The following is a 23,401-nucleotide window of genomic DNA, read 5'->3' as shown; positions in this document are numbered from 1 at the left end:
GCATCGGTAGAAGGCGCGATATGGGCCTATGACCGAGCGCCGAGCCACCCAATTGCGGGATTCGATCGAGGACGAGATCGCCACCGGGCGGTTGAAGCCGGGTGAGCGCCTCGACGAAGTGTCTCTCGCCGAACGTTTCGGCGTCTCGCGAACGCCGATCCGCGAGGCGCTGCAGCAGCTTGCCGCCGCTGGGCTGGTGGAGCTGCGAACCCGCCGGGGTGCCATCGTCAGCGCGCCTGATCCCCGCCAGCTCATGGAAATGTTCGAGGTCATGGCGGAACTGGAGGCCATGTGCGGGCGCCTCGCCGCCCGCCGTCTCCTGCCCGAGGACGAACAGGCTCTCGTCGCGGCCCTGGCGGCCTGCCAGGAGGCTGCCGCCAATGGCGATCCCGACAGCTATTACTATGAGAACGAGACGTTTCACCGCGTCATCTATCGCGCCAGCGGCAACAAGTTCCTGGCGAGCCAGGCAGTGGTCCTCAACAAGCGCCTGGCTCCCTTCCGCCGCCTGCAGCTACGCGTGCGCAACCGCATGAAGACCTCGCAGAACGAGCATGAGGCCGTAGTCGCCGCCATCCGCGCCGGCGAGGCCCAGCATGCCGCCGAGCAACTGCGAGCCCATGTCGCCGTGCAGGGCGAGCGTTTCGGCGACTTGATGTCATCGCTCGGCAAATCCCGCAGCACCGGAGCGTAACCCCGGCGGATGGGACTTCCATCCAGGCGAGAAAACCCCTAGGATCCGTCACGGCGCTGCGAGACGCCTCCGGACCCGCGGGAAGGGCTCAGCCCCCTCACAATCATCGACATCAGGACGACCTGCCCCTGTGCAGCCGATTGCGGGTCTTCGGCTCTGCGCACATGGAGGCACCATGAAAACCCTTCCGGTTTCGCCCGACCTTTCGCACCTCAAGAACCAGGCCAAGCAGCTATTACGGTCCGCCCGCAACGGCGAGAGCGAGGCTCTTCGCCATTTCGCCGAATGCCTGCCCTCGGCACGCGGCCTCGAGCCGGCCGGGCTTGCCGGCCGCCAACTCGCGTTGCACGACGCTCAGTCCGTCATCGCGCGCGACTACGGCTTCCGCTCCTGGAGCGAGCTCAAGCACTATGTCGAGTGGACGCGCAGCGCCACAGCCGAGAGGTTGCGGACCTGGCTCAATTGGGTGCTGGAGGGCAATGCCACCCAGCGCCATCTGGCGCAACGCACCCTTGCCGAACAACCGGCACTGTTCGCGCAGGACCCGTGGCTCGCCTGCGTCACCGGCGACGAGGTTCGGCTCAGGGCGCTCATCGCCGAGGATCCGGCCTTCGTGAACCGCAGCGGCGGCCCGCTCGCCATGCCGCCATTGATCGGCACCAGCCATTCCGGCCTGGTCCGCGTACCGGGCTTCAAAGAGCCGCTGCTCGCCTGCGCCCGTCTGCTGCTCGCCCATGGCGCCGACGTCAACGCCAGCTGGACGGACCCGCGCTGGCCGGATTCGCCGCTTTCCGGGCTCTATGGCGCGGCTGGACGCACGCATGACGAAGCCATGACCCGGCTGCTGCTTGAAGCGGGCGCCGATCCGAATGACAATGAATCGCTTTATCATTCGGTCGAGGGCTCCGACGATGTCGGCACCCGCCTGCTGCTCGCCGCCGGCGCGCGCGTCACTGGCACCAATGCCCTGGGCCGGGTGCTCGATTTCGACAAGCTCGACACGCTCAGGCTGCTGCTGGCGCATGGCGGCGATGCCAGGGAACAGGCCTGGATCCATCATGCCATCCTGCGGGGACGCTCCAGCGCCCATGTCCGGGCCTTGCTGGACGCCGGCGCCGATCCGCGTGCCACCGGCCATGGCGGCGTGAGCCTCTATCGCTATGCCCAGCAATATGGTCGCACCGATGTAGCAGCCATGCTGCAGGCGATGGGAATCGAGGAGGAACTCACCCAGGAAGAGGCTTTCGTGGCGGCCTGCACGCGGGCTGACCGGGCCGCGGCCGCCGATATTCTCGCAAGGGAGCCGGATATTCTCGCCCGCCTTTCGGAAAGACAGCTCAGGACCCTGCCTCTGCTTGCCGGCAACGGCGCGATCGAGGCCGTCCGCGTCATGCTCGGCCTGGGCTGGCCCCGCGAGGTGAAGGAGCATGAATGGTCGGCGACGGCGCTCAACAAGGCGATGTTCCAGGGCGACGCCGCCATGCTGAGCTTGCTGCTGGAAGAGGGAGCCGATTGGCGCACCGAGCACGGCTTCGGCAACAACGTCCTCGGCACGCTCTCCTATGCCAGCCAGGCGGAGGATATCGCCAGCGTCATGCCGCAGGACTATGTCGGCTGTGCACGGGCCTTGGTCGAGCACGGCGTGCCGCTTTCGGCGTTCGAAGGCTATGATTTTTCAGACGATGTCGCGGCCTTTCTCAGGGACCGGGCACCGGCGTCGACCTGACGGCCCTCACTCCAGATTGGTATGACGCGCCCGCATCGTCTCGGCGGTCTCGCCGAGACGATCGCGCAGCTTCAGCACGATGATCTCGAACACCAGCATCTGCGCCGTCTCGAACAGCGACCCCATCGGCAATACGGAAACCCGCCCGCCCCGGTCATCCGCCATGGTCTGGGCCGGAATGGTGAAGACGATATCGGCGAGCTTGGGCGTACGCGCTTCGGGCTGGGCCGTGACCACGGCAACGTGGGCGCCGGCCTTGCGGGCGACGCTGATCAAGGCATCGCCAATATTGGAAGCGCCTGGCCCGGAGGAGACGAAGAGGAGGTCGCCGGGACCGATCGGCGGTACCGTCATGTCGGCGACGACATGGACGTCGAGCCCGAGATGGAACAAGCGCATGGCTAGGCCGCGCATCTGCAGCCCCTCGCGCCCGGCGCCATAAATGGCGATACGGCCCGCCGTGGCGAGTGCTTCGATCAGGCCATCGGCGGCGTCGGCGGGAAGGGCCTTTACCACTGTGGCAAGGTCGTCGAGAGCGCTGAGGCTGAGGGCGGGGATGGTCTCCGTCATGACAGATCCAGTTTGTTGCTTAAGAAAACGAACTAAGTTCTAGGCCTATGCCAAGCAATCCGCAACGGGGACTTCATGCTTGACTCCACTATAATGGATAAATAATCTCACATTATGGAATCAGCCGACACCACTATCGATACTGAGCTGGGCGGGCGCATCAAGGCGTTGCGCGGCCAGATCCATCTGACCATCGATCAACTCGCCGCCGCCAGCGGTGTCAGCCGCGCCATGATCTCGCGTATCGAGCGCGGCGAGTCGAGTGCCACCGCCCAATTGCTTGCCCGGCTTGCCGGCGGCCTCGGCGTTAGCCTGTCCACCCTGTTCGCCGCCGTGGAGCCGGCGGCTTCGCCCCTGGCCCGGCGAGCCGAGCAGCCGCTCTGGCGCGACCCCGCCACCGGCTATCTGCGCCGCTCGGTTTCGCCCGCAGCGGCCAACGGCATCCTCGACCTTGTCGAGGTTGAGCTGCCCGCGGGTGCCCTCATTCCCTTCGAACCCCAGGCGACCGCCTTCGACCAGCTGGTCTGGCTGCAATCGGGCAGCCTTACCATGACGGTCGATGGCGAGGCCTTTCCGCTCCAGCCGGGCGACTGCCTGCATATGCGGCTCGACAAGCTCGTCATGTTCCACAATCCGGGCGACGGGCCGGCGCACTATTTCGTCGTGCTCTGCCCCTCACGACAGGTTTCCCGATGACCGGCCCCACCATTGCCATCGCAACGCCGCAAGAGGCGGAAGCCCTCGTTCCCGCTTTGGCTGATATCCTGATCGACTGCGTCGAGGGTGAAGCCTCCATCGGCTTCATGCTGCCGCTCGCCCGCGAGGAGGCGGAGGCCTTCTGGCGCGGCGTCGCCGTACGGGTGGCAGAGGGCACCACCCTGCTGCATGTCGCCTATCTCGACGGCAGGCCGGTCGGCACCGTGCTGCTCAGCCCTGAAAGCCGCCCGAACCAGCCCCATCGCGCCGACGTGCAGAAACTGATGGTGCACAGGCGCGGCCGCAATCTCGGTATCGCCGCCGCGCTGATGGCTGCCCTCGAGGAGAGCGCCCGGGCCAGCGGCCGCATCGTACTCTGCCTCGACACCGCCACCGGCTCCTCGGCCGAGCGGCTCTATGACAGGCTCGGCTGGCAGAAGGCCGGCGTCATTCCGCGCTATGCACTCTGGCCGCAGGGCGGCTATTGCGACACCACCTTGTTCTGGAAAGATTTAGATCGATGATCATCCGTCCCGCCACCCCGGACGACCTGCCAGATATCCTCGCCATCTACAACGATGCCGTGCTGAACTCGACGGCGATCTGGAACTGGAACACCGTCGATCTCGCCAACCGCCAGGCCTGGTTCGACCTGCGCAAGAGCCAAGGCTATCCCATCCTCGTCGCCGACGTCGAGAGCACGGCGATCGGCTATGCCAGCTATGGCGACTGGCGTCCCTTCGACGGCTATTGCCACACAGTAGAGCACTCGATCTATGTCGCCGGAACGGTGCGGCGCCAGGGTGCCGGGGCTGCCTTGCTGGATGCCCTGATCGGCGCAGCACGCGATGCCGGCAAGCATGTCATGCTGGGCGGCATCGAGGCCGGAAACGAACCCTCGCTCGCCCTGCACCGGCGCTTCGGCTTCACCGAGACGGCGCGTATGCCCGAAGTCGGCCAGAAATTCGGCCGCTGGCTCGATCTCGTCTTCATGCAGAAGACGCTCAACGGCTGAGATCTACGGTGTCCCGGGAACGAGCAGGCTCCCGAGCCTCTCGATCAGCGACTGCCTGTCATGATGACGGCGCACCCAGTCCCGGCCGAGTTGTGCTCGCCTTGACCGTTCGCCGGAATCAGCCAACGCCTGGGCGCAGCAATCAGCAAAAGCCTGCGGGCTCTCAGCGATCCAGCCGCCGGCTTCTTGTGGCCAATCGAGTCCCGCCGCGCCGGCCGGGGTCGATACGAAGGCAACGCCATGGGCCGAGGCTTCGAGCAGCTTGATGCGGGTGCCGCCACCGCTGAGCAGCGGCGCCAGAGCAAGGGCGGCATCCCGATAGAGCCCGGCAATATCCGGCACGAAGCCCGCCACCTCGACATCATCCTGTGCGGCAAGCGCGAGGATGGGCGGCGGCGGCTCGGCACCGGCGACCACGAGGCGGCAGGCCCGGCCGGCCTGATGGCGCAGATGCGGCATCACCTCCCGCGCGAACCAGAGCACGCCCTCGACATTGGGCTCATGCGACAGCGAACCGACGAAGACAAGCGTGGCGCCATCGTCACTTCGGCGTGGCTCAGCCGGCAAGGCGACCGCATTCTCGATAACGTCACAGGCAAGGCCGGCATGACGCGATGCCAAGAGCCGGGCCTCCTGCTCGCTGGAGACGAAGACGCGGCCGAAGCGGCCGACATAGCGCTCGATCAGGCCATCAAAGGCGCGGGCCTCCTGCTCGAGCCAGGCGGCACGGGCCTCGTCATGCCGGGCTCGCGCCGATACGGCCCGCAGGCCGAAAGCGACCGCATCGTCCTCGTCGAGATCGATCGTTGCCGTCGCGCCCCTGCCGAGAACATCGATGCAGGGCGCCAGATAGGAGCGCCCGACATGCACGATATCCGGATCGCAGGCCGCGATCAGGCCTGCAATCTCAGCCATAACCGGCGCGGAAAGATGGCTCGCGATGCTCGGCTTGCCATAGGTCTGGAAGAGCTGCAGGCGCCGGCCAGGATCGGTCACCCTGGCGAGCATTTGGAAGGCGGTATCGCGGCGCCCGGCGCAGGCGACGACATGGAGCCGGACGTCGAGCTCGGCATAAAAGCCCGGCGCGACGCTGGTTCCACCGGCAGCCGGCACCACGATCAGCTCGACCGAGGCCATGCGGGCCAGCGCCTCCAGAAACAGGCCCATCCGCATGGCCAGCCCGTTTCCGGTCCTGTCCGGCATGATCGGGCTCACGAAAACGGCCCTGCGGCGCATCATGATCCTTTCCGCCGAAACGAGTGCAACCGCGGCGTTCCTATAGCGTTTTACGAAAAGCGCCTATGGCTTCATTTCGAAAGGCTGCGGCCGGGTGAGGTTTTCCGGCCGCAGCACGGCGTCGAGCTGCTCGCGCGGCATCAGCCCTTTCTCCAGCACGAGTTCATAGACACCGCGCCCGGTGGCATGGGCCTCCATCGCCACTTCGGTGGCATGGCGGTAACCGATATAGGGATTGAGGGCGGTGACGATACCGATCGATTGTTCGACGCTGGCGCGCAATCGCTCACGATTGGCCGTGATGCCGGTGATGCAGTTCTTTTCCAGCGTCAGGCAGGCGGCGCGCAGATGATCGATGCTCCGGAACAGGCTGTAGGCGATGATCGGCTCGAACGCATTGAGCTGGAGTTGTCCGGCCTCGGCCGCGAAGGTGATGGTGACGTCATTGCCGATCACCTCGAAGGCGACCTGGTTGACCACTTCCGGGATCACCGGATTGACCTTGCCCGGCATGATCGAGGAACCGGCCTGGCGCGCCGGCAGATTGATCTCGTTGAGCCCGGCCCGCGGCCCGCTGGAGAGCAGGCGCAAATCGTTGCAGGTCTTGGAGAGCTTCACGGCCACGCGCTTCAGCACGCCCGAGAGCTGCACGAAGGCGCCGCAATCCTGGGTGGCTTCGACCAGATTGGGCGCGGTGATCAGGTCGATGCCGGTGATCTCGGCCAGGCGTTTGCAGACGATATCGGCATAGAGCGGATGGGCGGTGATGCCGGTGCCGATTGCGGTGGCGCCCATATTGATCTCGCGGATCAGCCCGGCGGCTTCAGCAAGCCGGGCCTCGTCCTCGGCCAGCATCAGCCCATAGGTGCCGAATTCCTGTCCCAGCGTCATCGGCACGGCGTCCTGGAGCTGCGTGCGCCCCATCTTGAGGATGTCGGCGAACTCTTCCGCCTTCGCCTCGAAGGCCCGGCGCAGGATAGCCATCGCATCGATCAGCCGGCCGATGCCGAACCAGGCCGCGATCTTCAGGGAGGTCGGATAGACGTCGTTGGTGCTCTGGCTCTTATTGACGTGCTCGTTGGGATGCAGATGGCTGTACTCGCCGCGCCGATGGCCCATGAGCTCGAGCGCCCGGTTGGCGATCACCTCATTGGCGTTCATGTTGGTGGAGGTGCCGGCGCCGCCCTGGATGAGGTCGACCACGAACTGGTCGTGCAGCGCCCCGGCCTTGATCTCCTCGCAGGCCGCCACGATGGCGGCGGTGCGCTTGTCGTCGAGCAGGCCGAGTTCGCGGTTGGCAAGCGCGGCCGCCTGCTTGATCGAGGCCAGGGCCCGGATCAGGTCAGGACAGGTCGCCACGGTCTGGCCGCTGATCCGGAAGTTCTCGACGGCCCGCAGGGTGTGGACGCCATAATAGTCGTGCGCGGGCACCTCGCGGTCTCCCAAGAGGTCGTGCTCGAGGCGGAATGCGATCTCAGACAAGGCAGGTTTCCTCCGGCCAAGCATCAAGCAGAATTTCCGGGCGCGGCCCACGGACGTGCCGCGCGGGGAAATTCTGCAAATGCTTGATCTCATGCAGCTTCCTCTTGATCGCGCCCATGGCACGATCAAGAGGAAGCTGCATGGGGTTCTCCCCGGGGCAATGGCGAGTTGCGGCTTCGCGCGCACCGAAGCGTGCATTGGGCAATGATGGACAACCGGGCGGAACGAAGCGGTTCTTGCTTTGCCGGCTCCGTTCCGCCCGGCCGGGAAGGCTCATACGCCTGGCCGGGACTCCCCGCCAATGCTATCGCGGCAAAGCCTATTCCAAATCTGCATAACCTTCAGGCGACGGCCACCTGCGCCGCTTTCCACACCCTGTCGACGAAGGGCCGGGAACGGTCGGCGCTGCGGTAGAGCCGGATATCCATCGGCATTTCCGGGGCGATCACCGTCAAGGACCCCTCGGCGATCTCATCGGCGACAAGGCTGCGCGGCAGCCAGGCAACGCCATGGCCGTCCAGCGCCATGAACTTCAAGGCCTCGGCCATGGAGCCCTCATTGGTGTGGGCGAGATAGGTTACCGGCGCTCCCTCGCGAGCCTGGGCGATGGCGGCGAGCAATCCCAGGAAAGAGCCGCGCGAATAATGCAGCAGCGGCACGCGCTCGTCGCCGGCCTGCCAGCTGCGGCGTTCGGGCCGCGCCGCCACCGCGACCAGGCTGTCTCGCCCGACGGTGAGAAAGGCAAAGCGTTCGGGATCGAGCGGCACCGAGATATTGGGATGATGGAAGGTGAGCAGGAAATCATAGCCGCCTTCCACCAGCGCCTGGATGCAGGTGTGGAAATTCTCCGGCAGCACGCGGCTCGTCACCGGGCCGACCTTGCGCCGGATTTCCGTGAGCCAACCCGGCAGGAAGGTCAGGCAGAGAGCATGCAGCGCCGTGACGGCGAGCACTGGCAGCTTGCTGCCCTCCTGGCGGCTGCGGAACTGCGAACGGCTGAGGGTGAGCAGGTGCACCGTTTCCTCGGCCGTCTCGCGGAATTGCCGGCCATCAGCGGTCAGGGTGATCGGAAAGGTACTGCGGTCCAGCAATTCGGTGCCAAGCCAGACCTCGAGCGCACGAATGCGGCGGCTGAAAGCGGACTGAGTGATGTTGCGGCCCTCCGCCGAGCGCGAGAAGCTGCGCGTCTCGGCCAAGCTCAGGAAATCCTCAAGCCATTTCAGTTCCAAGGCCATTCCTTCCGGTGTGACGAGACGGGCAAGCGCGTGAGAGGCCGGATTGTTTGCCATGATTGGCTTCGCCGCCGCCATGCCGCATTCCCGCTCTGGCATGCAGCGCGGAGTGATGCAATCATACCGTCCTCTCGACCAGTTGCGTGGCCCCGGTGTCGCTGCTCTCCGAACTGATCCTCGCCACGGCCCTCGCGGCCGTGCTCATCTTCAACTGGCGGATCGCCTGGCAGCCAGCCTGGCTGCGCATCGGCGTCGCTGCGGGCCTTTTCTGCCTGTTCACCCTGCTGATCCTGCGGGTCGCCGGCATGCCGGCCGCGCCGGTGCTCGACGCCGACACCCGCATCGCCACCTGGCAACGCGGCCTGATCGCCCTGTGGTGGTTGCTGGGCGCGCGGTTGACGGTCGGTATCCTGCCGCTGGTCCTCTGGCAGAAGCGCGAATCGAGCCAGCCCAAGATCGCTTCGGACCTCCTGGCCGGCCTGACCTATCTCACCGCCGTGCTGGCCATCGTCAATTTCGTGTTCGACCTGCCCGTCCGCGCCCTCCTGGCCACCTCCGGCATCATTGCCGTCGTGCTCGCCTTGGCCCTGCAGAACACGCTGGCCGACGTCTTCGCCGGCATCGCCGTCGGTATCGAGCATCCCTATGTGGTCGGCGACCGCATCGGTATAGATGGCTCCTTCGAGGGCGTGATCGTCCAGATCAACTGGCGCTCCATCCATGTGCGCACCGATGGCAACGACATCGTCACCATCCCCAACAGCCTGATCTCCAAGTCACGTGTGATCAATCGCAGCCGGCCGAGCACCAGGCGCGATGATTCGGTCCAGGTCGCCTGCGATTCCACGGCCCGGCCGGACCTTGTCCTGGAATATCTGCGCCATGCGGCGCTGCTGACACCCAAGCTTCTCTCCAGCCCCGCCCCCGGAACCTCGCTGGCGCGCATCGGTGCCCGCACCAACAGCTATGACATCAGCTTTTCGGTCGCGCATACGGACCATCTCGGTGCGGCCAAGAGCGCGCTGCTCGGCCAGGTGCTGCGGCAGTTCCACTATCACGGCATCCGCCTGGTCAATCCGGGCGCCATCTCGACGCCGATCGGACCGGTCCAGGTCAGTCTCGGCCCGCTGGAAACCCTGCCTCCCGAGCAACTCCTTGGCGACATTCCGCTCTTTCGCGAGCTCTCGCCCCAACAGCGAGCCGATCTCTCCACCAAAATGATCAAGCGCCATCTCGAGGCAATGGCGACGCTGGCGTCGCAAGGGGGCACCCTCTCATCCCTGATCGTGGTGGCCTCCGGCGTGCTGGAGGCGAGCCGGACCATCCGCGACCATTCCCATGTGGTGGGACGCCTGGGGCCGGGCGACCATTTCGGCGAACTCGGCCTCATCACCGGCGCGCCCAATGCAGGCACGATCCTGGCACTGACCCGCTGCATCATCTTCGAACTGCGCAAGGAGGATCTAGATCCTATCCTTGCCGCCGAACCTGGGCTGTCGGAAGCATTCGAAGCCTCGGTCCGCCGGGGCCAGGCGTTCCTTGCCCGTGACGAGGCGGCCGCCACCTATGCCCAGCCGGGCCCGCCCGCGCAGTTCCTGGCGCAGATCCGCGCCTTCTTCAAGACGTGATTCCCGGGACCGCCAGCATCCTGCTGGCTCTTGGAAATGTTGCGTTTGCAGAATGGAAGAGCCAGCAGGATGCTGGCGGTCCCAGGATGGAAGTGGTGAAGCCGCGCGCGGCATAGTATGCCTTCCCAATCCCCTCGGACTCGTCAGATGCCTCCCGATTCGCGCCGCCTTCGCTTCGTCTATTTCCTGGTGGCCGGATCCGGCCTCGTCAATGTCGCGCGGGCGATGAGCCTGTCCTTCCTGGCGGTGAAGCTGCAGCAGTCCTTCGGACTGGGTCCCGCCGCCATCGGCGTGTTGCTCGGCACCGGCCCTCTTCTCGGCGCCATCGCCGCTCCCGTCGCCGGGTCGCTGTCGGATCGCGTCGGCCGGCAATTCATGCTGGTGATGATGCTGGTGCTGACGGCCCTCTCCCTCGTCGGCATGGGCTTTGCCCCATCGGTCACCGCCTTCTGTGCCGCCCAGATCGTCGCGGCCGTCTCCATCGCAGTCTACGAGCCGATCTCGCGTGCGCTGATGAGCGACATCTGCCCGCCGGAGCTGCGGCTCAAATATTTCTCCTGGCGCTATATGGCGGTGAATGCCGGCTGGGCCGTCGGTCCGCTGATCGGGATCGCTGCCGGTGCTGCCTTCGGCCTGCTGTTTACCCTTGCCGGCTGCATCTACGCCGCTTTCGCTCTCGCGCTCCATCTGGTTGGCGTGCCTGCGGATCCGAAAGCCTCCGGGAGCGAGGCGGCCGAGGAGCGCGTCTCCGTCCTGGCCAGCATTCGCGCTGCGGCGCGTGATCCGCGCCTGACCTTCTTCGTCGGCGGCGGCACGCTGCTGATCGCCGTCTACGGCCAATGGTCCGCTACCCTGGCGCCCTATCTGAGCACGACCCTGGAAGGCGGCGTGGACCTCTTCGCCTATCTCCTCTCGATCAACGGACTGGTCGTGCTTGTCGGCAATCTGTTCGCACGCCGGCTGATCGAAAAGGTCGGCGCCCTCCACGCGATGGTGTTGGGGTGCATCCTCATCCTCGCCAGCGAGCTCGGTTTCTTGGCTTCCGGCGGTTTCACCGGCTTCGCCCTCTTCATGGTGCTGTTCACCATCGGCGAGATCCTGGTGGTGCCGTCCGAATATCTCCTGGTGGACGGCATCTGCAACGCCCGAAACCGGGGCAGTTATTTCGGCGCCCACTCCTTCTCGACCATCGGCAATTTCTTCGGCCCGGCGCTCGGCGGCCTGATGGCCGGCACCTTCGGTGGCGCCGGCATGTTCCTCACCTTCGCTGCCTTCGCCGCGGCCAGCGCCGTGATGTTCACCATCGGCACGCGCATGCCGCCGCCGCGTCCGCGCACCCAAGGTGCCCCGGCAGTCGCTGCCATCGAGGTTTCAGGCCTCAGCTCACGCTTGCGTTATGCCTGAACCTCTCAGGCATAGCCGAGGCAGCACAGAGCCACCGGCCCGGTCATGATCGCGCGGCCGTCCGGCAGCAGTTCGATGGAGAGGGTTCCGCCCGGCAGATGCACGGTGACGCTGTTGCCGTCTACGAGCCCACGCAGGCGCCCGGCATAGGCGGCGACGCAGGCGCCGGTACCGCAAGCCTGCGTCAGGATGCCCGGCCGCTCCCAGACCTTGAGGCGCAGCGTGATGCGATCGACTATCTCGGCCACGCCGACATTGACGCCCTCCGGGAACAACGGATCGTTCTGGATGGTCGGCGCCACGGCCCTGACATCGACGGCGTCGAGATCTTCGACGAAGAACACCGCGTGCGGATTGCCGATATTCAGGGCGAGGCCATCGCGAAGCGGGCCGCTGACAAGCGGCAGATGGGCGGTATCGACCTCATGGGCGAGCGGAATCTGGTCCCAGCCCATCACGATCGGCCCGAGGATCACGGCCACCGCCATCGGCCCCGCCCGACGGCAGGCCAGCAGGCCTCCGCCCGTCTCCAGCACCAGTTCATCCCGCCCGCTCTCTTCCAGCAGGATATGGGCGACGCAGCGCGTAGCATTGCCGCAAGCCCCGGCCTCACGCCCATCGATGTTGAAAATACGCATGCGGGCATAGCTGCTGCCGGCTGCCCCGACGGGTGTCGGCGTCTCGATGGTGAGGACCTGCTCGGCCCCCACGCCCGCCTCGACGTCGCAAAGGCGTACGATGTCGGCCACCGGCAAAGCACGCGGATGCACGCGCTGGTCGAAGATCACGAAGTGGTTCCTCAGGCCGTGCATCTTGACGAAGGGCTTCAGCCCCTCGAGGCCGGGCGGCAGCGCTTGGGCGAGGTAATCAGACAGCAGCATCGGGGCGGGGCCTCATGGCGCAGGGTAACCACGACCGGATTTGTATTGTCCGGCAATTGACACATGCCTAGAGAAGATCCACCCTGAACGAAACAAATATTACTTCCAGGGAACAGCGTGGGGACATGATGGCAGGCCAGCAGCTTTCTGCGCGCGACCGGCTGCGCCCCTGGTATCTGCTCTCTCCGACCCTGATCGTGCTCACCGTGCTGATGGTGGTGCCCATCGTCATCATGACGGTGTTCAGTTTCTATCAGTTCGTCACGGCCGGGGTGGAGAAACAGGTCTTCACCACCGCGAACTGGCACGAATTCTTCACCGACAGCTTCTACCACCTCTTCCTGTGGAAGACGGTGAAGGTGGCGGCGATCACCGCCATTCTCTGCGCATTGCTCGGCTATCCGCCGGCCTATTTCATCGCGATGACGCGCACGCGGCACAAATGGCTGCTGCTCCTCCTCTTGATCGTGCCCTTCTGGATCAGCTTCACCATCCGCACCTTTTCCTGGATCCACATCCTGGGCGAACAGGGCATCATCAACGTGGTGCTGATGAAGCTCGGCCTGATCTCCGAGCCGCTGCGCATGCTCTACACCCAAGGCTCGGTGATCATGGGCATGATCCACTTCCTGCTGCCCTATATGATCCTCAACATCTATGTCAGCCTCGAGGGCATCGACCGCAATCTGATCTCGGCGGCGCGCACGCTGGGCTGCACCCAGGGCCAGGCTTTCCGCGAGGTGGTGCTGCCGCTATCCCTGCCGGGCCTGATGGCCGGCCTGCTGCTGTGCTTCGTGCTGGCGGCGGGCAGCTACGTCACCCCGCAGGTGCTGGGCTCCACCCGCGACGCGCTCTTCGGCAATTTGATCTACGACACCATCATGACGCAGCTGAACTGGCCGCTGGGCTCGACCCTCTCCATCGTGCTGCTGGTGCTGCTCGGCATCGTGGCCATGATCTACAGCCGCTATATGGGCCTGTCGCGCATCTTCAAGGGGCTGAGCCAATGAGTGACCTGCCCGGCGTGGAGAAGGATTGGTCCTGGCAGGCGGTGAAGTTGTTCACCATCCTGGTCTACATCTTCATGTTCGCACCGATCCTGGTGGTGGTGATCCTCTCCTTCAACGATTCGCAGTTCGGCGGCTTCCCGATGACCGGCTTCAGCCTGCGCTGGTACAGCAAGCTGATGGAGAACGAGGCGGTGATCCGCGCCTTCAAGACCTCCCTTTGGGTTGCCCTGATCACGGCGGTGATCTGCACGGTGCTGGGCATCATGGGGGCGATGGCCCTGGTGCGCTACGACTTCCCCGGCAAGCAGTTCATCAACACGCTGCTGATCGCCCCGGCCCTGGTGCCGGAGACGGTGCTCGGCGTTGGCCTGCTGCTTTTGATGCGCTGGGCCCAGCAGCCACGCACGCTGGTGCTGCTGGTGCTCGGCCATATCATGCTGGCCCTGCCCTATGTCATTCTGGTGGTGCAGTCGCGGCTCATCGGCATCCGCCGGGTCTATGAGGAAGCAGCACTGTCGCTGGGCGCCAACCGCTTCCAGACATTCCGCGAGATCACTTTGCCGCTGCTGATGCCGGCCGTCATCGCCAGCCTGCTGCTCGTCTTCACCATTTCCTTCGACAACGTCACCGCCAGCCTGTTCTGGCGCCCCTCGGGCGTCGAGACCATGCCGACGCAGATCCTGTCGATGCTGAAAGTTTCCATCAGCCCGGAGATCAACGCCCTCGGCGCGTTGATGATCCTGCTGACCGTGGGCGTGCCGCTCATCGGCGGCGGCCTTGCCCGCTATCTCGCCCGCGGGGTCCGCTAAGGCATTTTCCAGAAAGGTTGATGGACTTTTTGACTAAGAAAATGCGTCAAGACACCGAGAACCACCAGGAGGGGAACCAAACCAATGACAATGTCGCAGACCAGGCGCCTGGAGCGCCTCAAGGAGCGTTATCTCAATGGCGGCATGAGCCGCCGCACCTTCCTCGGCCTCACCGCGGCAGCGGCGGCCGGGGCCGGCATCAATCTGAAGTGGGGCGGCCCGGCCCTTGCCGCCGCCAAGGACGTGCGCTTCGACGGCTGGGGCGGCAGCGTGCAGGAGGCCATGGATAAATATGCCTTCAAGCCCTATTCGGCCAAAACAGGCAACAACGTGGTGCAGGGCACCTTCGGCGATGAGAACGAGATCATCACCAAGGTCAAGACCGCTTCGCCCGGCGAGTTCCAGGTGATCCATTCCTCAGGCGTCGAATATTACAAGCGCTATGTCGATGCCGGGCTGACCACCAAGCTCAACGAAGCCAACATTCCAAACATGGCCAACATCATGCAGGTGATGTTCGAGCCATTCCGCAAGATTTCGCCGGACCTGTCCTGCGTGCCCTACGACTACGGCACCACCGGCATCGCCTACAACACCAAGGTGATCTCCGAAGCCGAAGCCAAGGAGAAGGGCGTCAATCTGCTGTTCGATCCCAAATACAAGGACAAGATCGGCGGCTACGGCAACATGATCACCCGCGTCTGGTATGCGGCGCTTGCCCTGGGCCAGGATCCCAACGCCATCAAGGACATCGATGCTGTCTGGGACAAGGTACGCGAGCAGCGCGACCTCGCCAAGAAATACTGGTCGTCGGGCGCCGAGCTGATGGATCTGCTCTCCAAGGGCGAGGTGGTGGTCACCGATGCCTGGTCGGGACGCGTCGCTGCCCTGCAGGCCCAGGGCGCGCCGATCGGCTATCTCGATCCGCCCGGTTCCTATGCCTGGATGGAGGACCTCCTGGTGCTCAAGGGCGCCCCGATGGCCGAGTGCGAGGAACTGCTCAATTTCATGCTGCAGCCCGAGGTGATGATTGCGGTGGCGGAAGGACAGAGCTATCCGCCCGCGCTCGATCCCACCAAGGTGAAGCTGACCGACAAGGTCAAGGCGCTGCCCGCCTTCGACCCTACCGGCAAGATGGCGTCGCTGACCTTCGCCGATGCCGCCTATTGGGACAAGCACACGGACGAGTGGACCAAAGCCTGGGACCGCATCGCCAAGGGCGGGTGATCTCCCGCCCGAGAAATCCGGGCTGGCGAGCTTCGCCGGCCCGGCTGCGTCCTAGCCGGCTGCGTTCGCAGCCGGTGTTTCGAACGAGAGCGTGACTGATGACCAAGCCGACGGCCGTGGAACTCACCAATGTCAATCTGGCCTATGGCGATTTCGTTGCCGTCAAGGACGTCAACCTCACCATTCGCAAGGGCGACTTCGTCACCCTGCTCGGCCCTTCCGGCTGCGGCAAGACCACGATCCTGCGTTCGATCGCGGGCCTGGTGCAGCCGACAGCGGGCCAGATCGTCGTGGCGGGCCGGCGCATCGACAATGTGCCGATACACAAACGCAATATCGGCCTGGTCTTCCAGAACTACGCCCTGTTCCCGCACAAGAACGTGCACGACAATATCGCATTCGGCTTGAAATATCGCGGCGCAGACAGGGCCACCATCACCACCAAGGTCAAGCGCGCCCTCGACATGGTCCGCCTGCCTGGCGTCGAGCGCAAGCTGCCGTCCGAGCTCTCCGGCGGCCAGCAGCAGCGCATCGCGCTGGCGCGCGCCATCGTGATCGAACCGGACGTGCTCCTGCTCGACGAGCCGCTCTCGGCGCTCGACGCCCATCTGCGCGAGGAAATGCGCATCGAGCTCAAGAGCATCCAGCGCGAGATCGGCATCACTTCGATCTTCGTCACCCACGACCAGGAGGAAGCCCTGGCCATGTCCGACCATATCGTGGTGATGAACAAGGGCGTGGTCGAGCAGCAGGGCACGCCCGAGGAGGTCTACAAGCGTCCGGATACCCGCTTCGTCGCCAGCTTCCTCGGCCAGTCGAACCTGATCGAGGGCAAGATCCTGGGCGTGTCCGAAGGCCGCCTTGCCCTGCATCTCGACAATGGCGTGCAACTCGTCGCCATCGCGCCGGCCACCGCCCGCGCCGGCACCAGGGCGACGGGCGTGGTGCGCGCCCAGCGCATCCAGCTCGGCTCGCCGAGCGGCGATCCGGGCGAGCTGCGTGCCACCATCACCTCCGCTTCCTATCTCGGCGGCACGGCGGCCTATATCCTCGATCTTGCCGGCCTCCGGTTGCAGGCCAATGCCACCATCGAAGACAGGGTCTGGCATGACGGCGAGGCCGTCGCGGTGACCATCGCCCCTCAGGATGTGCTGCTGCTGGACGAGAACGGGCGCAGGCTCGCCTGACGCCCCGACCAACACTTCATTCGATACCAAGGCTATTTCAGCACCAACGAGGGTCTCCATGCGCTACGACGTCGTGGTTCTCGGCGCCGGCATCGTCGGCACCTCGGTCGCCGCGCATCTGCAGGAGCGCGGCCGGTCCGTCGCCCTGGTCGACCGGCGCGGCCCGGGCGAGGAAACCTCCTACGGCAATAGCGGCGTGGTCGAGCGCTCCGCCTTGCTGCCCGTCGCCTTCCCGCGCAGCCTGTCCGCCCTCGCAGACGTCGCGCTCAAGCGCTATCCCGGGGCCAACTATCATTGGTCGGCCCTGCCGGCCCTGGCACCCTGGCTATTCGCCTATTGGCGCAACTCCGCGCCCGACCGCCTCTTGGCCACCGCCCGTCTCATGCAACCCTTGCTCAGCGCTACCGTGGCCGAGCACCGCGCCCTGGCGAGCAAGGCCGGCGCCGACGCCCTGTTCCGCGACACGGGCTGGCTCAAGGTCTATCGCAGCGAGGCCGCGTTCGAGGCCGAGAAACGGGAATTTCCCCTCGCCGCGGAGTTCGGCTACCGGGTGAAGGCGCTGACGCGCGATGAAGCCCTGACGCTCGAACCCAATCTCCGGCCCGATTTCACTGCCGCCGTGCACTGGCAGGATCCGCAGAGCGTCTCCGATCCCGGCGGCGTCACCAAGGCGTATGCCCGCTATTTCGAAACAATCGGCGGGCAGGTCCTGACCGGGGACGCCCGCAGCCTGCGTCCGGGTGCTTCCGGCTGGAGCGTCACTACGCAGAACGGTCCGATCGAGGCGGCCCAGGCCGTCGTCGCGCTCGGATCCTGGTCGATGGACCTGCTTTCCCCGCTCGGCTACCGCTTTCCGCTCGCGGTGAAGCGCGGCTATCACATGCATTACCGCGCCGAGGGCAATGCCGGCCTCAGCCGCCCGGTGCTGGACGAGCAGGGCGGCTTCGTCATCACGCCGATGGTCGGCGGCATCCGCCTGACAACTGGCGCCGAATTCGCCCGGCGCGACGCTCCGAAGACACCCGTGCAGGTCGAGCGCACGGAAAAGCTCGCCCGCAAGCTCTTCCCGCTCGGCGAGCGCGCCGAGGCCGAACCTTGGATGGGATCGAGGCCGATCTTCCCCGATTCGCGCCCGATCATCGGGAAAGCGCCACGCCATGATAGCCTCTGGCTAGCCTTCGGCCACCAGCATCTCGGCTTCACCCTGGGGCCCGCCACGGGCCGGCTGCTGGCCGAGATGATGACAGGCCAAAAGCCCTTCATCGACCCGTCCGCCTATGGGGCGGAGCGCTTCGGCGCCTGAACGAAACGGGCCGTCCTTTCACCCGAAAAGACGCCCCCCTGCACCGAAAGGACACAGGCATTTTCCTTTGCAGCGCCGCGATTTGGTGCTTAGACGGGGCGTAACGAGATTGCGGAGCCGCCGATGAACCCCTCCTTTGCCGCTGATCTGATGGAACGCGCCCGTGACAAGGGCCCGATCACCATCGGTCTGGTCGGCGCCGGCCAGATGGGTACCGACCTCATCGTTCAGGTCGCGCTGATGCAGGGCATCCGTATCGGTGCGGTCGCCGTGCGCTCGCGCCCGCAGAACGCCATCGCCGCCGCCCTGAGCGCCGGGCACCGGCTGGACGAGCTCGTCGAGGTCGCCAATGCCTCGGCGATCGACCGTGCCATCGAGACCGGGCGCATCGCCATCACCACCGACCTGGAGGCACTGGCCGCCGCCGGCCGTATCGAAGTGATCATCGATGCCACCGGTCATCCCGAATCCGGGGCGATCGTGGCTGAGGCCGCCATCCGGCACGGCAAGCATATCGTCATGCTCAATGTCGAGGCCGACATCACCATCGGCCGCCATTTCAAGGCCGAGGCGGAGAAGGCCGGCGTGATCTATACCGGCGCGGCCGGCGACGAACCGGCCGCCGCGCTCGAACTGGTCTGTTTCGCCCGCACTCTCGGCATGACGGTCGTCGCCGCCGGCAAGGGCAAGAACAACGCCCTGAATTTCGATGCCGTGCCCGACGACTATGTCGCCGAGGCGGCGGCGCGCGACATGAACCCGCGCGTGCTGGTCGAGTTCGTCGACGGTTCCAAGACCATGGTGGAAATGGTGGCGCTCGCCAATGCCACCGGCCTCGAGCCGGACAAGCCTGGCCTGCATGGGCCGCGCGCCAGCAAAGAGGAACTTGCCGAAGTGCTGATCCCGGTCAGCCATGGCGGCGTGCTCTCCAAGCGCGGCTGCGTCGACTACACCATCGGCAAGGGCGTGGCGCCGGGCGTGTTCTGCGTGGTCGAGCCCAACCATCCGCGCGTGCTGGAACGCATGACGGACCTGCATGTCGGCAAGGGCCCCTTCTTCACCCTGCACCGGCCCTATCACCTCACCAGCCTGGAGACGCCGCTCACCGCTGCGCGTGCCGTGCTTTACGGTACCGCCGACCTGCAGCCGCTCGACCATCCCGTGGCGGAGACGGCGGCAGTGGCCAAACGCGACCTCGCACCCGGTACCGTGCTCGGCCGCATCGGCGAATATGATTATCGCGGCTGGTCGATGCGTTGGGCCGATGCCAGGCGGGACAATCTGCTGCCGCTGGGCCTGGCTGAACGCGCCTGCGTCACCAAGCCGATCCACAAGGGCGAGCTGCTCAGCCACGACAATTGCGCGGTCGACGAGAGCCTCACCATCGTGCGCCTGCGCCGGCAGCTCGACCTCGCCGATCAGCGGTTCCTCAAGGCCGATGCGGCCTAAGCCTGATTGGGGGGCTGGTCTTCAGGCCGGCCAGGAAACGCCACGCTCGCTGGATCGAGAAAGGCGGGTCTGAAGACCCGCCCCCAAATGCCGCCACCCTGACAACGCATCCCATGTTCTATTATCTCGCTAAGACCCTGGGCTTCCTGATCCTGCCCTCCAACGCGGCCCTTGTGCTCGGCCTCCTCGGCCTCGGCCTGAGTTTCATTCGCCGTGTCCGGCGCTTCGGCCGCTTCCTGATGGGCTTTGCGCTGCTGGCCTTTGCCGTGATGGGCTGGTCGCCGCTCGGCAATTGGCTGATCCAGCCGCTGGAGGAGCGCTTTCCCCAAGCTTCGATCATGCCGCAAACCAGGATCGCCGGCATCATCGTGCTGGGCGGGGCGGTGGACACGCATATCTCCACCACAAGGAACGAGACGGCCCTCACCGATTCGGCCGAGCGCATGACGGCGGTCGCCGGCCTTTCGCGTCAGTTTCCCGAGGCCCGAATCATCTTCACCGGCGGCGTCGGCTCGCTTGCCGGCCAGATCTGGGGTGACATCACCGAGGCGGATGCCTCCAGGCAGCTCTTCCGCAGTTTCGGCATTCCCGATGAGCGTATGTTGTTCGAGAACCGTTCGCGCGACACCTATGAAAATGCCGTCTTCACCTACGACCTCCTCAAGCCCAAGCCCGGCGAGACCTATCTGCTGGTCACTTCCGGCTACCACATGCCGCGCTCGATGGCCTTGTTTCGCAAGGCCGGCTTCGATGTAATGGCCTATCCCGTCAATTATCGCACAGCGGGCCCGCAGGATGGCGTGCGGCCCTTCTATGCGATGAGCGACGGGCTGCGCCAATGCAATCTCGCCGTGCGCGAATGGATCGGCCTGCTGTCCTACCGCTTGAGCGGGCGCATCGACGAGATCTTCCCCGAACCTTGAAAGTTGCACCATGTCCGAGCCCCTGCTTGCCGCTGCCGAACAGGCCGTTCCCATCTGGTTTGCCACCAAGGAGACCGCCGGCGCGGTGCTGGAGCGCCTGCCGCAAGCGCAGCGGGACTGGATCGCCGCCAATGACTTTGAGGCGAGCGCCGGCCGCCACCTGATTCTGCCGGGACCTGACGGCAGCCTCGCCGGGGTGATCTTCGGCCTCGAAGGCGAATCGGCCCGTCATCGCGATGGCTTCCTGCCCGGCAAACTCGCCACTTTGCTGCCCGTGGGCACCTATCGCTTCGCCAATGCCAGCCATGACGATCGGCTCGCTGCGCTCGGCTGGGTTCTGAGTCTCTATCGTTTCGGCCGTTACAAGCGCAACGATATCAAGGCCGTACACCTGGTTGCACCCGATGGTATCGATCGCGATGAAATCCTGTCGATGGCCCGGGCGGTCGCGCTCGGGCGCGACCTCGTCAACACGCCGGCCAATGATCTCGGTCCGGCGGAACTGGCCGAGGCGGCACGCGCCCTGGCCGAACGGCACGGTGCGGCGTTCCGGGTCGTTGTCGGCGAGGAGTTGCTCGCCGAGAATTTCCCGATGATCCATGCCGTCGGTCGTGCCTCCGCGCGAGCGCCGCGGCTTGTTGACCTCACCTGGGGCGATCCCTCCCATCCCAAGGTGACGCTGGTCGGCAAGGGCGTGATCTTCGATACCGGTGGCCTCGATATCAAGCCGTCTGCCGGCATGCTCCTGATGAAGAAGGACATGGGCGGGGCCGCCTCGGTGCTCACCTGCGCCAGCATGATCATGGCCGCCGGCCTCAAGCTGCGCCTGCGCGTACTGATCCCGGCCGTCGAGAACGCCATTTCCGGCGATGCCTTCCGGCCTAGCGACATCCTGGCCTCGCGCAAGGGGCTGAGCGTCGAGATCGGCAATACCGACGCCGAGGGCCGCCTGGTGCTGGCCGATGCCCTCGCGCTCGCCGACGAGGAAGCGCCCGAACTGATCGTCGACATGGCGACTCTGACGGGCGCCGCCCGCGTCGCGCTCGGCCCCGATCTGCCGCCTTTGTTCACGCGGAACGAAAAGGTGGCGACAGATCTCCTGGCCCATGCCGCCCAAGAGAACGACCCGCTCTGGCGCCTGCCGCTCTGGCCGCCTTATGACGCGATGCTGGAGTCCAAGGTCGCCGATCTCAACAACGCCCCCGGCGGCGGCTTTGCCGGCTCGATCACCGCGGCCCTCTTCCTCAATCGTTTCGTCGAGAAGGCCGGCGCCTATGTGCATCTCGACATCTTCGCCTGGACGCCCTCTGCCAAGCCCGGCCGGCCCGAGGGGGCCGAGGTGATGGGCGCCCGCGCCCTCTACGCCTATCTCAAGGCGCGTTTCGGCTGACACGACAGGCCGGTCAAAGCCTGCCTATCGACAGAATATCGGGAGCCGGCCGCGAAGCCGGTCCCACTCATAACCAAAGCCAGTCCAGCCTTCCGGGAATTTGCGCCATGAGTAGCCATGACGAACTGATCCGCCTCACCGCCTGCGAGGTCGTCGAGCGCCTCAGGCGGCGCGAGGTCAGCCCGCTCGATCTGGTCGAGGCCTCGCTCGCCCGCATCGAGGCGGTGGATGGCAAGGTCAATGCCATGGTCACCCTATGCCCCGAGCGCGCGCGCGACCAGGCTCGTCGCCTGATGGCGACTGCGCCAAGCGAAGACCCCCACTGGCTCGGCGGCTTGCCGCTCGCCGTCAAGGACCTCAACGACGTTGCCGGCGTACGCACGACCTATGGCTCGCAGATCTATAGGGATCATGTGCCCGAGCGCTCGGACATCATGGTCGAGCGCCTGGAAACCCGCGGCGGCATCACCATCGGCAAGAGCAACACGCCTGAATTCGGCGCCGGCGCCAATACGTTCAACGCCGTATTCGGCGACACGCTCAATCCCTGGGACGTCAGCCTGAATGCTGGTGGCTCCTCAGGCGGGGCGGCAGTGGCGCTCGCCACAGGCCAGGTCTGGCTGGCGACCGGCTCGGATCTCGGCGGTTCGCTGCGCACGCCCGCCAGCTTCTGCTCGGTGGTGGGCCTGCGCCCCTCGCCCGGCCGGGTCGCCAGTGGCCCGGACGGCATCAAATTCGAAACCCTGCCGGTCAACGGCCCGATGGCGCGCACTGTCGAGGATGCGGCGCTGATGCTCGACGCCATGGCCGGCTGGCATATCGAGGATCCCCTATCGCTGGAGGCGCCGGCTATCGGTTTTCGCGAGAGCGCCCGGCGTCGCCAGCCGCCCAAACGGGCGGCTTTCTCGCCCGACCTCGGCGTCACCCCGGTCAACCGCGAGACCCGGGCGATCGCCGAGGCCGCGGCAATGAAGCTGGAGGAAGCCGGCTGTATCGTCGAGGAAGCCTGTCCCGATTTTGCCGGCGTGCCCGAAGCCTTCCAGACGCTGCGCGCGCTTTCCTACGCCGCCGGCATGCGCGAACTGCTCGAGACGCGCCGCAGCGAGCTCAAGCCTGACGTGATCTGGAATATCGAGAAGGGCCGCGCCCTCGACGCCGATGCGATCGGTGCTGCCATGCTCCGCCGCAGCAAGCTCTATGACGACATCGCCGCCTTCTTCTTGCGCTATGACGTGCTGATCGCCCCGGCCGCCTGCACGCCGCCGCTCGGAATCGAGCAGCGCTGGGTGCGCGAGGTGGAGGGCACAAAGTTCGAGAACTATGTCGACTGGCTCAAGATCGCCAGTGTCGTCACCATGACCTCCTGCCCCTCCCTCGCCTTGCCTGCCGGTTTCACGGCCGATGGCCGCCCCATCGGCGTGCAACTCATCGGCCGACCGCGGGGCGAAGCGGCGCTGCTGAGCGCGGGCGCCGTGCTGGAGGAACTGTTGGGGCTGAGCAGGCTGGTGCCGATCGAGCCGAGGGTGATAGCTTGATATC

At 65.7% G+C, this 23,401-nt stretch carries 22 protein-coding genes; 16 read left to right on the top strand and 6 right to left on the bottom strand.

Annotated elements, in window-relative coordinates; genetic code table 11:
- Window positions 1-28 precede the first annotated feature (28 nt).
- On the top strand, window positions 29-694 hold the full coding sequence (locus ACZYTC_RS19495; RefSeq protein WP_434958854.1) for a GntR family transcriptional regulator: 666 nt from the start codon (window positions 29-31) through the stop codon (window positions 692-694).
- A 175-nt stretch (window positions 695-869) separates the two neighbouring features.
- Window positions 870-2,420, top strand: coding sequence for an ankyrin repeat domain-containing protein (locus ACZYTC_RS19490; protein ID WP_488990327.1), 1,551 nt, complete (start codon window positions 870-872; stop codon window positions 2,418-2,420).
- A 6-nt stretch (window positions 2,421-2,426) separates the two neighbouring features.
- On the opposite strand, the gene ACZYTC_RS19485 is transcribed toward ACZYTC_RS19490, so the two are convergent.
- Window positions 2,427-2,990, bottom strand: coding sequence for an SIS domain-containing protein (locus tag ACZYTC_RS19485; RefSeq protein ID WP_434958856.1), 564 nt, complete (start codon window positions 2,988-2,990; stop codon window positions 2,427-2,429).
- Window positions 2,991-3,104: 114 nt separating this feature from the next.
- Between ACZYTC_RS19485 and ACZYTC_RS19480 the strand changes: the two genes are divergently transcribed.
- The 3 genes from ACZYTC_RS19480 to ACZYTC_RS19470 are packed head-to-tail and all read left to right on the top strand — an operon-like array spanning window position 3,105 to window position 4,701.
- Window positions 3,105-3,686 (top strand): helix-turn-helix domain-containing protein, encoded by a 582-nt coding sequence (locus ACZYTC_RS19480; protein WP_434958857.1) that lies wholly within the window; start codon window positions 3,105-3,107, stop codon window positions 3,684-3,686.
- Window positions 3,683-4,210 carry a GNAT family N-acetyltransferase gene (locus tag ACZYTC_RS19475; RefSeq protein WP_488990326.1) on the top strand — a complete coding sequence of 176 codons (528 nt, stop codon included), beginning with the start codon at window positions 3,683-3,685 and terminating at the stop codon, window positions 4,208-4,210. The genes ACZYTC_RS19480 and ACZYTC_RS19475 overlap by 4 nt, the downstream gene beginning before the upstream one ends.
- Complete coding sequence (locus ACZYTC_RS19470; protein WP_434958859.1) at window positions 4,207-4,701, top strand: GNAT family N-acetyltransferase; 495 nt, start codon at window positions 4,207-4,209, stop codon at window positions 4,699-4,701. The genes ACZYTC_RS19475 and ACZYTC_RS19470 overlap by 4 nt, the downstream gene beginning before the upstream one ends.
- Before the next feature lie 3 nt (window positions 4,702-4,704).
- Here ACZYTC_RS19470 and ACZYTC_RS19465 read toward each other — a convergent pair whose 3' ends face one another.
- The 4 genes from ACZYTC_RS19465 to ACZYTC_RS19450 all read right to left on the bottom strand — a co-directional run bounded on the left by ACZYTC_RS19465 (window position 4,705) and on the right by ACZYTC_RS19450 (window position 8,648).
- On the bottom strand, window positions 4,705-5,940 hold the full coding sequence (locus ACZYTC_RS19465; RefSeq protein ID WP_488990325.1) for a glycosyltransferase family 4 protein: 1,236 nt from the start codon (window positions 5,938-5,940) through the stop codon (window positions 4,705-4,707).
- A gap of 60 nt (window positions 5,941-6,000) precedes the next feature.
- Window positions 6,001-7,419, bottom strand: a complete 1,419-nt coding sequence (gene aspA, locus ACZYTC_RS19460) for an aspartate ammonia-lyase (protein WP_434958861.1) — start codon at window positions 7,417-7,419, stop codon at window positions 6,001-6,003.
- Window positions 7,412-7,696, bottom strand: coding sequence for a hypothetical protein (locus ACZYTC_RS19455; protein ID WP_488990324.1), 285 nt, complete (start codon window positions 7,694-7,696; stop codon window positions 7,412-7,414). The genes aspA and ACZYTC_RS19455 overlap by 8 nt, the downstream gene beginning before the upstream one ends.
- Before the next feature lie 64 nt (window positions 7,697-7,760).
- On the bottom strand, window positions 7,761-8,648 hold the full coding sequence (locus ACZYTC_RS19450) for a LysR substrate-binding domain-containing protein (protein WP_488990362.1): 888 nt from the start codon (window positions 8,646-8,648) through the stop codon (window positions 7,761-7,763).
- Window positions 8,649-8,794: 146 nt separating this feature from the next.
- Here ACZYTC_RS19450 and ACZYTC_RS19445 point away from each other — a divergent pair, with 146 nt between their 5' ends.
- Both ACZYTC_RS19445 and ACZYTC_RS19440 read left to right on the top strand, forming a co-directional pair.
- Window positions 8,795-10,279, top strand: a complete 1,485-nt coding sequence (locus tag ACZYTC_RS19445) for a mechanosensitive ion channel family protein (protein ID WP_434958863.1) — start codon at window positions 8,795-8,797, stop codon at window positions 10,277-10,279.
- Window positions 10,280-10,426: 147 nt separating this feature from the next.
- Window positions 10,427-11,683: an MFS transporter gene (locus ACZYTC_RS19440; RefSeq protein WP_488990323.1), complete on the top strand. Its 1,257-nt coding sequence runs from the start codon at window positions 10,427-10,429 to the stop codon at window positions 11,681-11,683.
- A gap of 5 nt (window positions 11,684-11,688) precedes the next feature.
- Here ACZYTC_RS19440 and dapF read toward each other — a convergent pair whose 3' ends face one another.
- Window positions 11,689-12,564, bottom strand: coding sequence for a diaminopimelate epimerase (gene dapF / locus ACZYTC_RS19435; protein WP_488990322.1), 876 nt, complete (start codon window positions 12,562-12,564; stop codon window positions 11,689-11,691).
- Between the two features lie 128 nt (window positions 12,565-12,692).
- On the opposite strand from dapF, the gene ACZYTC_RS19430 reads away from it, so the two are divergent.
- The 9 genes from ACZYTC_RS19430 (at window position 12,693) to ACZYTC_RS19390 (ending at window position 23,397) form a co-directional block, all read left to right on the top strand.
- Window positions 12,693-13,574, top strand: coding sequence for an ABC transporter permease (locus ACZYTC_RS19430; protein WP_434959737.1), 882 nt, complete (start codon window positions 12,693-12,695; stop codon window positions 13,572-13,574).
- The gene (locus tag ACZYTC_RS19425) at window positions 13,571-14,383 is read left to right on the top strand and encodes an ABC transporter permease (RefSeq protein ID WP_434958866.1); all 813 of its coding nucleotides are present in this window, start codon (window positions 13,571-13,573) and stop codon (window positions 14,381-14,383) included. Before ACZYTC_RS19430 ends, ACZYTC_RS19425 begins: the two co-directional genes overlap by 4 nt.
- A gap of 84 nt (window positions 14,384-14,467) precedes the next feature.
- Window positions 14,468-15,610, top strand: a complete 1,143-nt coding sequence (locus ACZYTC_RS19420; protein ID WP_434958867.1) for an extracellular solute-binding protein — start codon at window positions 14,468-14,470, stop codon at window positions 15,608-15,610.
- 98 nt (window positions 15,611-15,708) lie between these two features.
- On the top strand, window positions 15,709-16,797 hold the full coding sequence (locus ACZYTC_RS19415) for an ABC transporter ATP-binding protein (RefSeq protein WP_488990321.1): 1,089 nt from the start codon (window positions 15,709-15,711) through the stop codon (window positions 16,795-16,797).
- Between the two features lie 58 nt (window positions 16,798-16,855).
- Entirely contained in the window at window positions 16,856-18,100 is a 1,245-nt protein-coding gene (locus ACZYTC_RS19410) for an NAD(P)/FAD-dependent oxidoreductase (RefSeq protein WP_488990320.1), read from the top strand.
- Between the two features lie 123 nt (window positions 18,101-18,223).
- Window positions 18,224-19,549 carry an NAD(P)H-dependent oxidoreductase gene (locus tag ACZYTC_RS19405; RefSeq protein WP_488990319.1) on the top strand — a complete coding sequence of 442 codons (1,326 nt, stop codon included), beginning with the start codon at window positions 18,224-18,226 and terminating at the stop codon, window positions 19,547-19,549.
- A 113-nt stretch (window positions 19,550-19,662) separates the two neighbouring features.
- A complete protein-coding gene (locus ACZYTC_RS19400) occupies window positions 19,663-20,472 on the top strand; it encodes a YdcF family protein (protein WP_434958871.1) in 810 nt (269 codons plus the stop codon).
- Between the two features lie 10 nt (window positions 20,473-20,482).
- On the top strand, window positions 20,483-21,862 hold the full coding sequence (locus tag ACZYTC_RS19395; protein ID WP_488990318.1) for a leucyl aminopeptidase family protein: 1,380 nt from the start codon (window positions 20,483-20,485) through the stop codon (window positions 21,860-21,862).
- A 107-nt stretch (window positions 21,863-21,969) separates the two neighbouring features.
- On the top strand, window positions 21,970-23,397 hold the full coding sequence (locus tag ACZYTC_RS19390; RefSeq protein ID WP_488990317.1) for an amidase: 1,428 nt from the start codon (window positions 21,970-21,972) through the stop codon (window positions 23,395-23,397).
- Window positions 23,398-23,401: the final 4 nt, after the last annotated feature.

This window comes from Labrys sp. F242, assembly GCF_057813875.1.
Note: the sequence above shows the minus strand (reverse complement) of the source record. Positions and strands in the feature narration are given on the sequence as shown.

Bases quoted from the DNA above. Each gene is read 5' to 3' on its own strand.
- ACZYTC_RS19475 (WP_488990326.1), top strand. From the start codon at position 3,683: ATGACCGGCCCCACCATTGCCATCGCAACGCCGCAAGAGGCGGAAGCC.
- dapF (WP_488990322.1), bottom strand. From the start codon at position 12,564: ATGCTGCTGTCTGATTACCTCGCCCAAGCGCTGCCGCCCGGCCTCGAG.
- ACZYTC_RS19485 (WP_434958856.1), bottom strand. From the start codon at position 2,990: ATGACGGAGACCATCCCCGCCCTCAGCCTCAGCGCTCTCGACGACCTT.
- ACZYTC_RS19405 (WP_488990319.1), top strand. From the start codon at position 18,224: ATGAACCCCTCCTTTGCCGCTGATCTGATGGAACGCGCCCGTGACAAG.
- ACZYTC_RS19495 (WP_434958854.1), top strand. From the start codon at position 29: ATGACCGAGCGCCGAGCCACCCAATTGCGGGATTCGATCGAGGACGAG.
- ACZYTC_RS19395 (WP_488990318.1), top strand. From the start codon at position 20,483: ATGTCCGAGCCCCTGCTTGCCGCTGCCGAACAGGCCGTTCCCATCTGG.
- ACZYTC_RS19440 (WP_488990323.1), top strand. From the start codon at position 10,427: ATGCCTCCCGATTCGCGCCGCCTTCGCTTCGTCTATTTCCTGGTGGCC.
- ACZYTC_RS19410 (WP_488990320.1), top strand. From the start codon at position 16,856: ATGCGCTACGACGTCGTGGTTCTCGGCGCCGGCATCGTCGGCACCTCG.
- ACZYTC_RS19490 (WP_488990327.1), top strand. From the start codon at position 870: ATGAAAACCCTTCCGGTTTCGCCCGACCTTTCGCACCTCAAGAACCAG.
- ACZYTC_RS19415 (WP_488990321.1), top strand. From the start codon at position 15,709: ATGACCAAGCCGACGGCCGTGGAACTCACCAATGTCAATCTGGCCTAT.
- ACZYTC_RS19465 (WP_488990325.1), bottom strand. From the start codon at position 5,940: ATGATGCGCCGCAGGGCCGTTTTCGTGAGCCCGATCATGCCGGACAGG.
- ACZYTC_RS19480 (WP_434958857.1), top strand. From the start codon at position 3,105: ATGGAATCAGCCGACACCACTATCGATACTGAGCTGGGCGGGCGCATC.
- ACZYTC_RS19455 (WP_488990324.1), bottom strand. From the start codon at position 7,696: ATGAGCCTTCCCGGCCGGGCGGAACGGAGCCGGCAAAGCAAGAACCGC.
- ACZYTC_RS19400 (WP_434958871.1), top strand. From the start codon at position 19,663: ATGTTCTATTATCTCGCTAAGACCCTGGGCTTCCTGATCCTGCCCTCC.
- ACZYTC_RS19425 (WP_434958866.1), top strand. From the start codon at position 13,571: ATGAGTGACCTGCCCGGCGTGGAGAAGGATTGGTCCTGGCAGGCGGTG.
- ACZYTC_RS19420 (WP_434958867.1), top strand. From the start codon at position 14,468: ATGACAATGTCGCAGACCAGGCGCCTGGAGCGCCTCAAGGAGCGTTAT.
- ACZYTC_RS19390 (WP_488990317.1), top strand. From the start codon at position 21,970: ATGAGTAGCCATGACGAACTGATCCGCCTCACCGCCTGCGAGGTCGTC.
- ACZYTC_RS19470 (WP_434958859.1), top strand. From the start codon at position 4,207: ATGATCATCCGTCCCGCCACCCCGGACGACCTGCCAGATATCCTCGCC.
- ACZYTC_RS19430 (WP_434959737.1), top strand. From the start codon at position 12,693: ATGGCAGGCCAGCAGCTTTCTGCGCGCGACCGGCTGCGCCCCTGGTAT.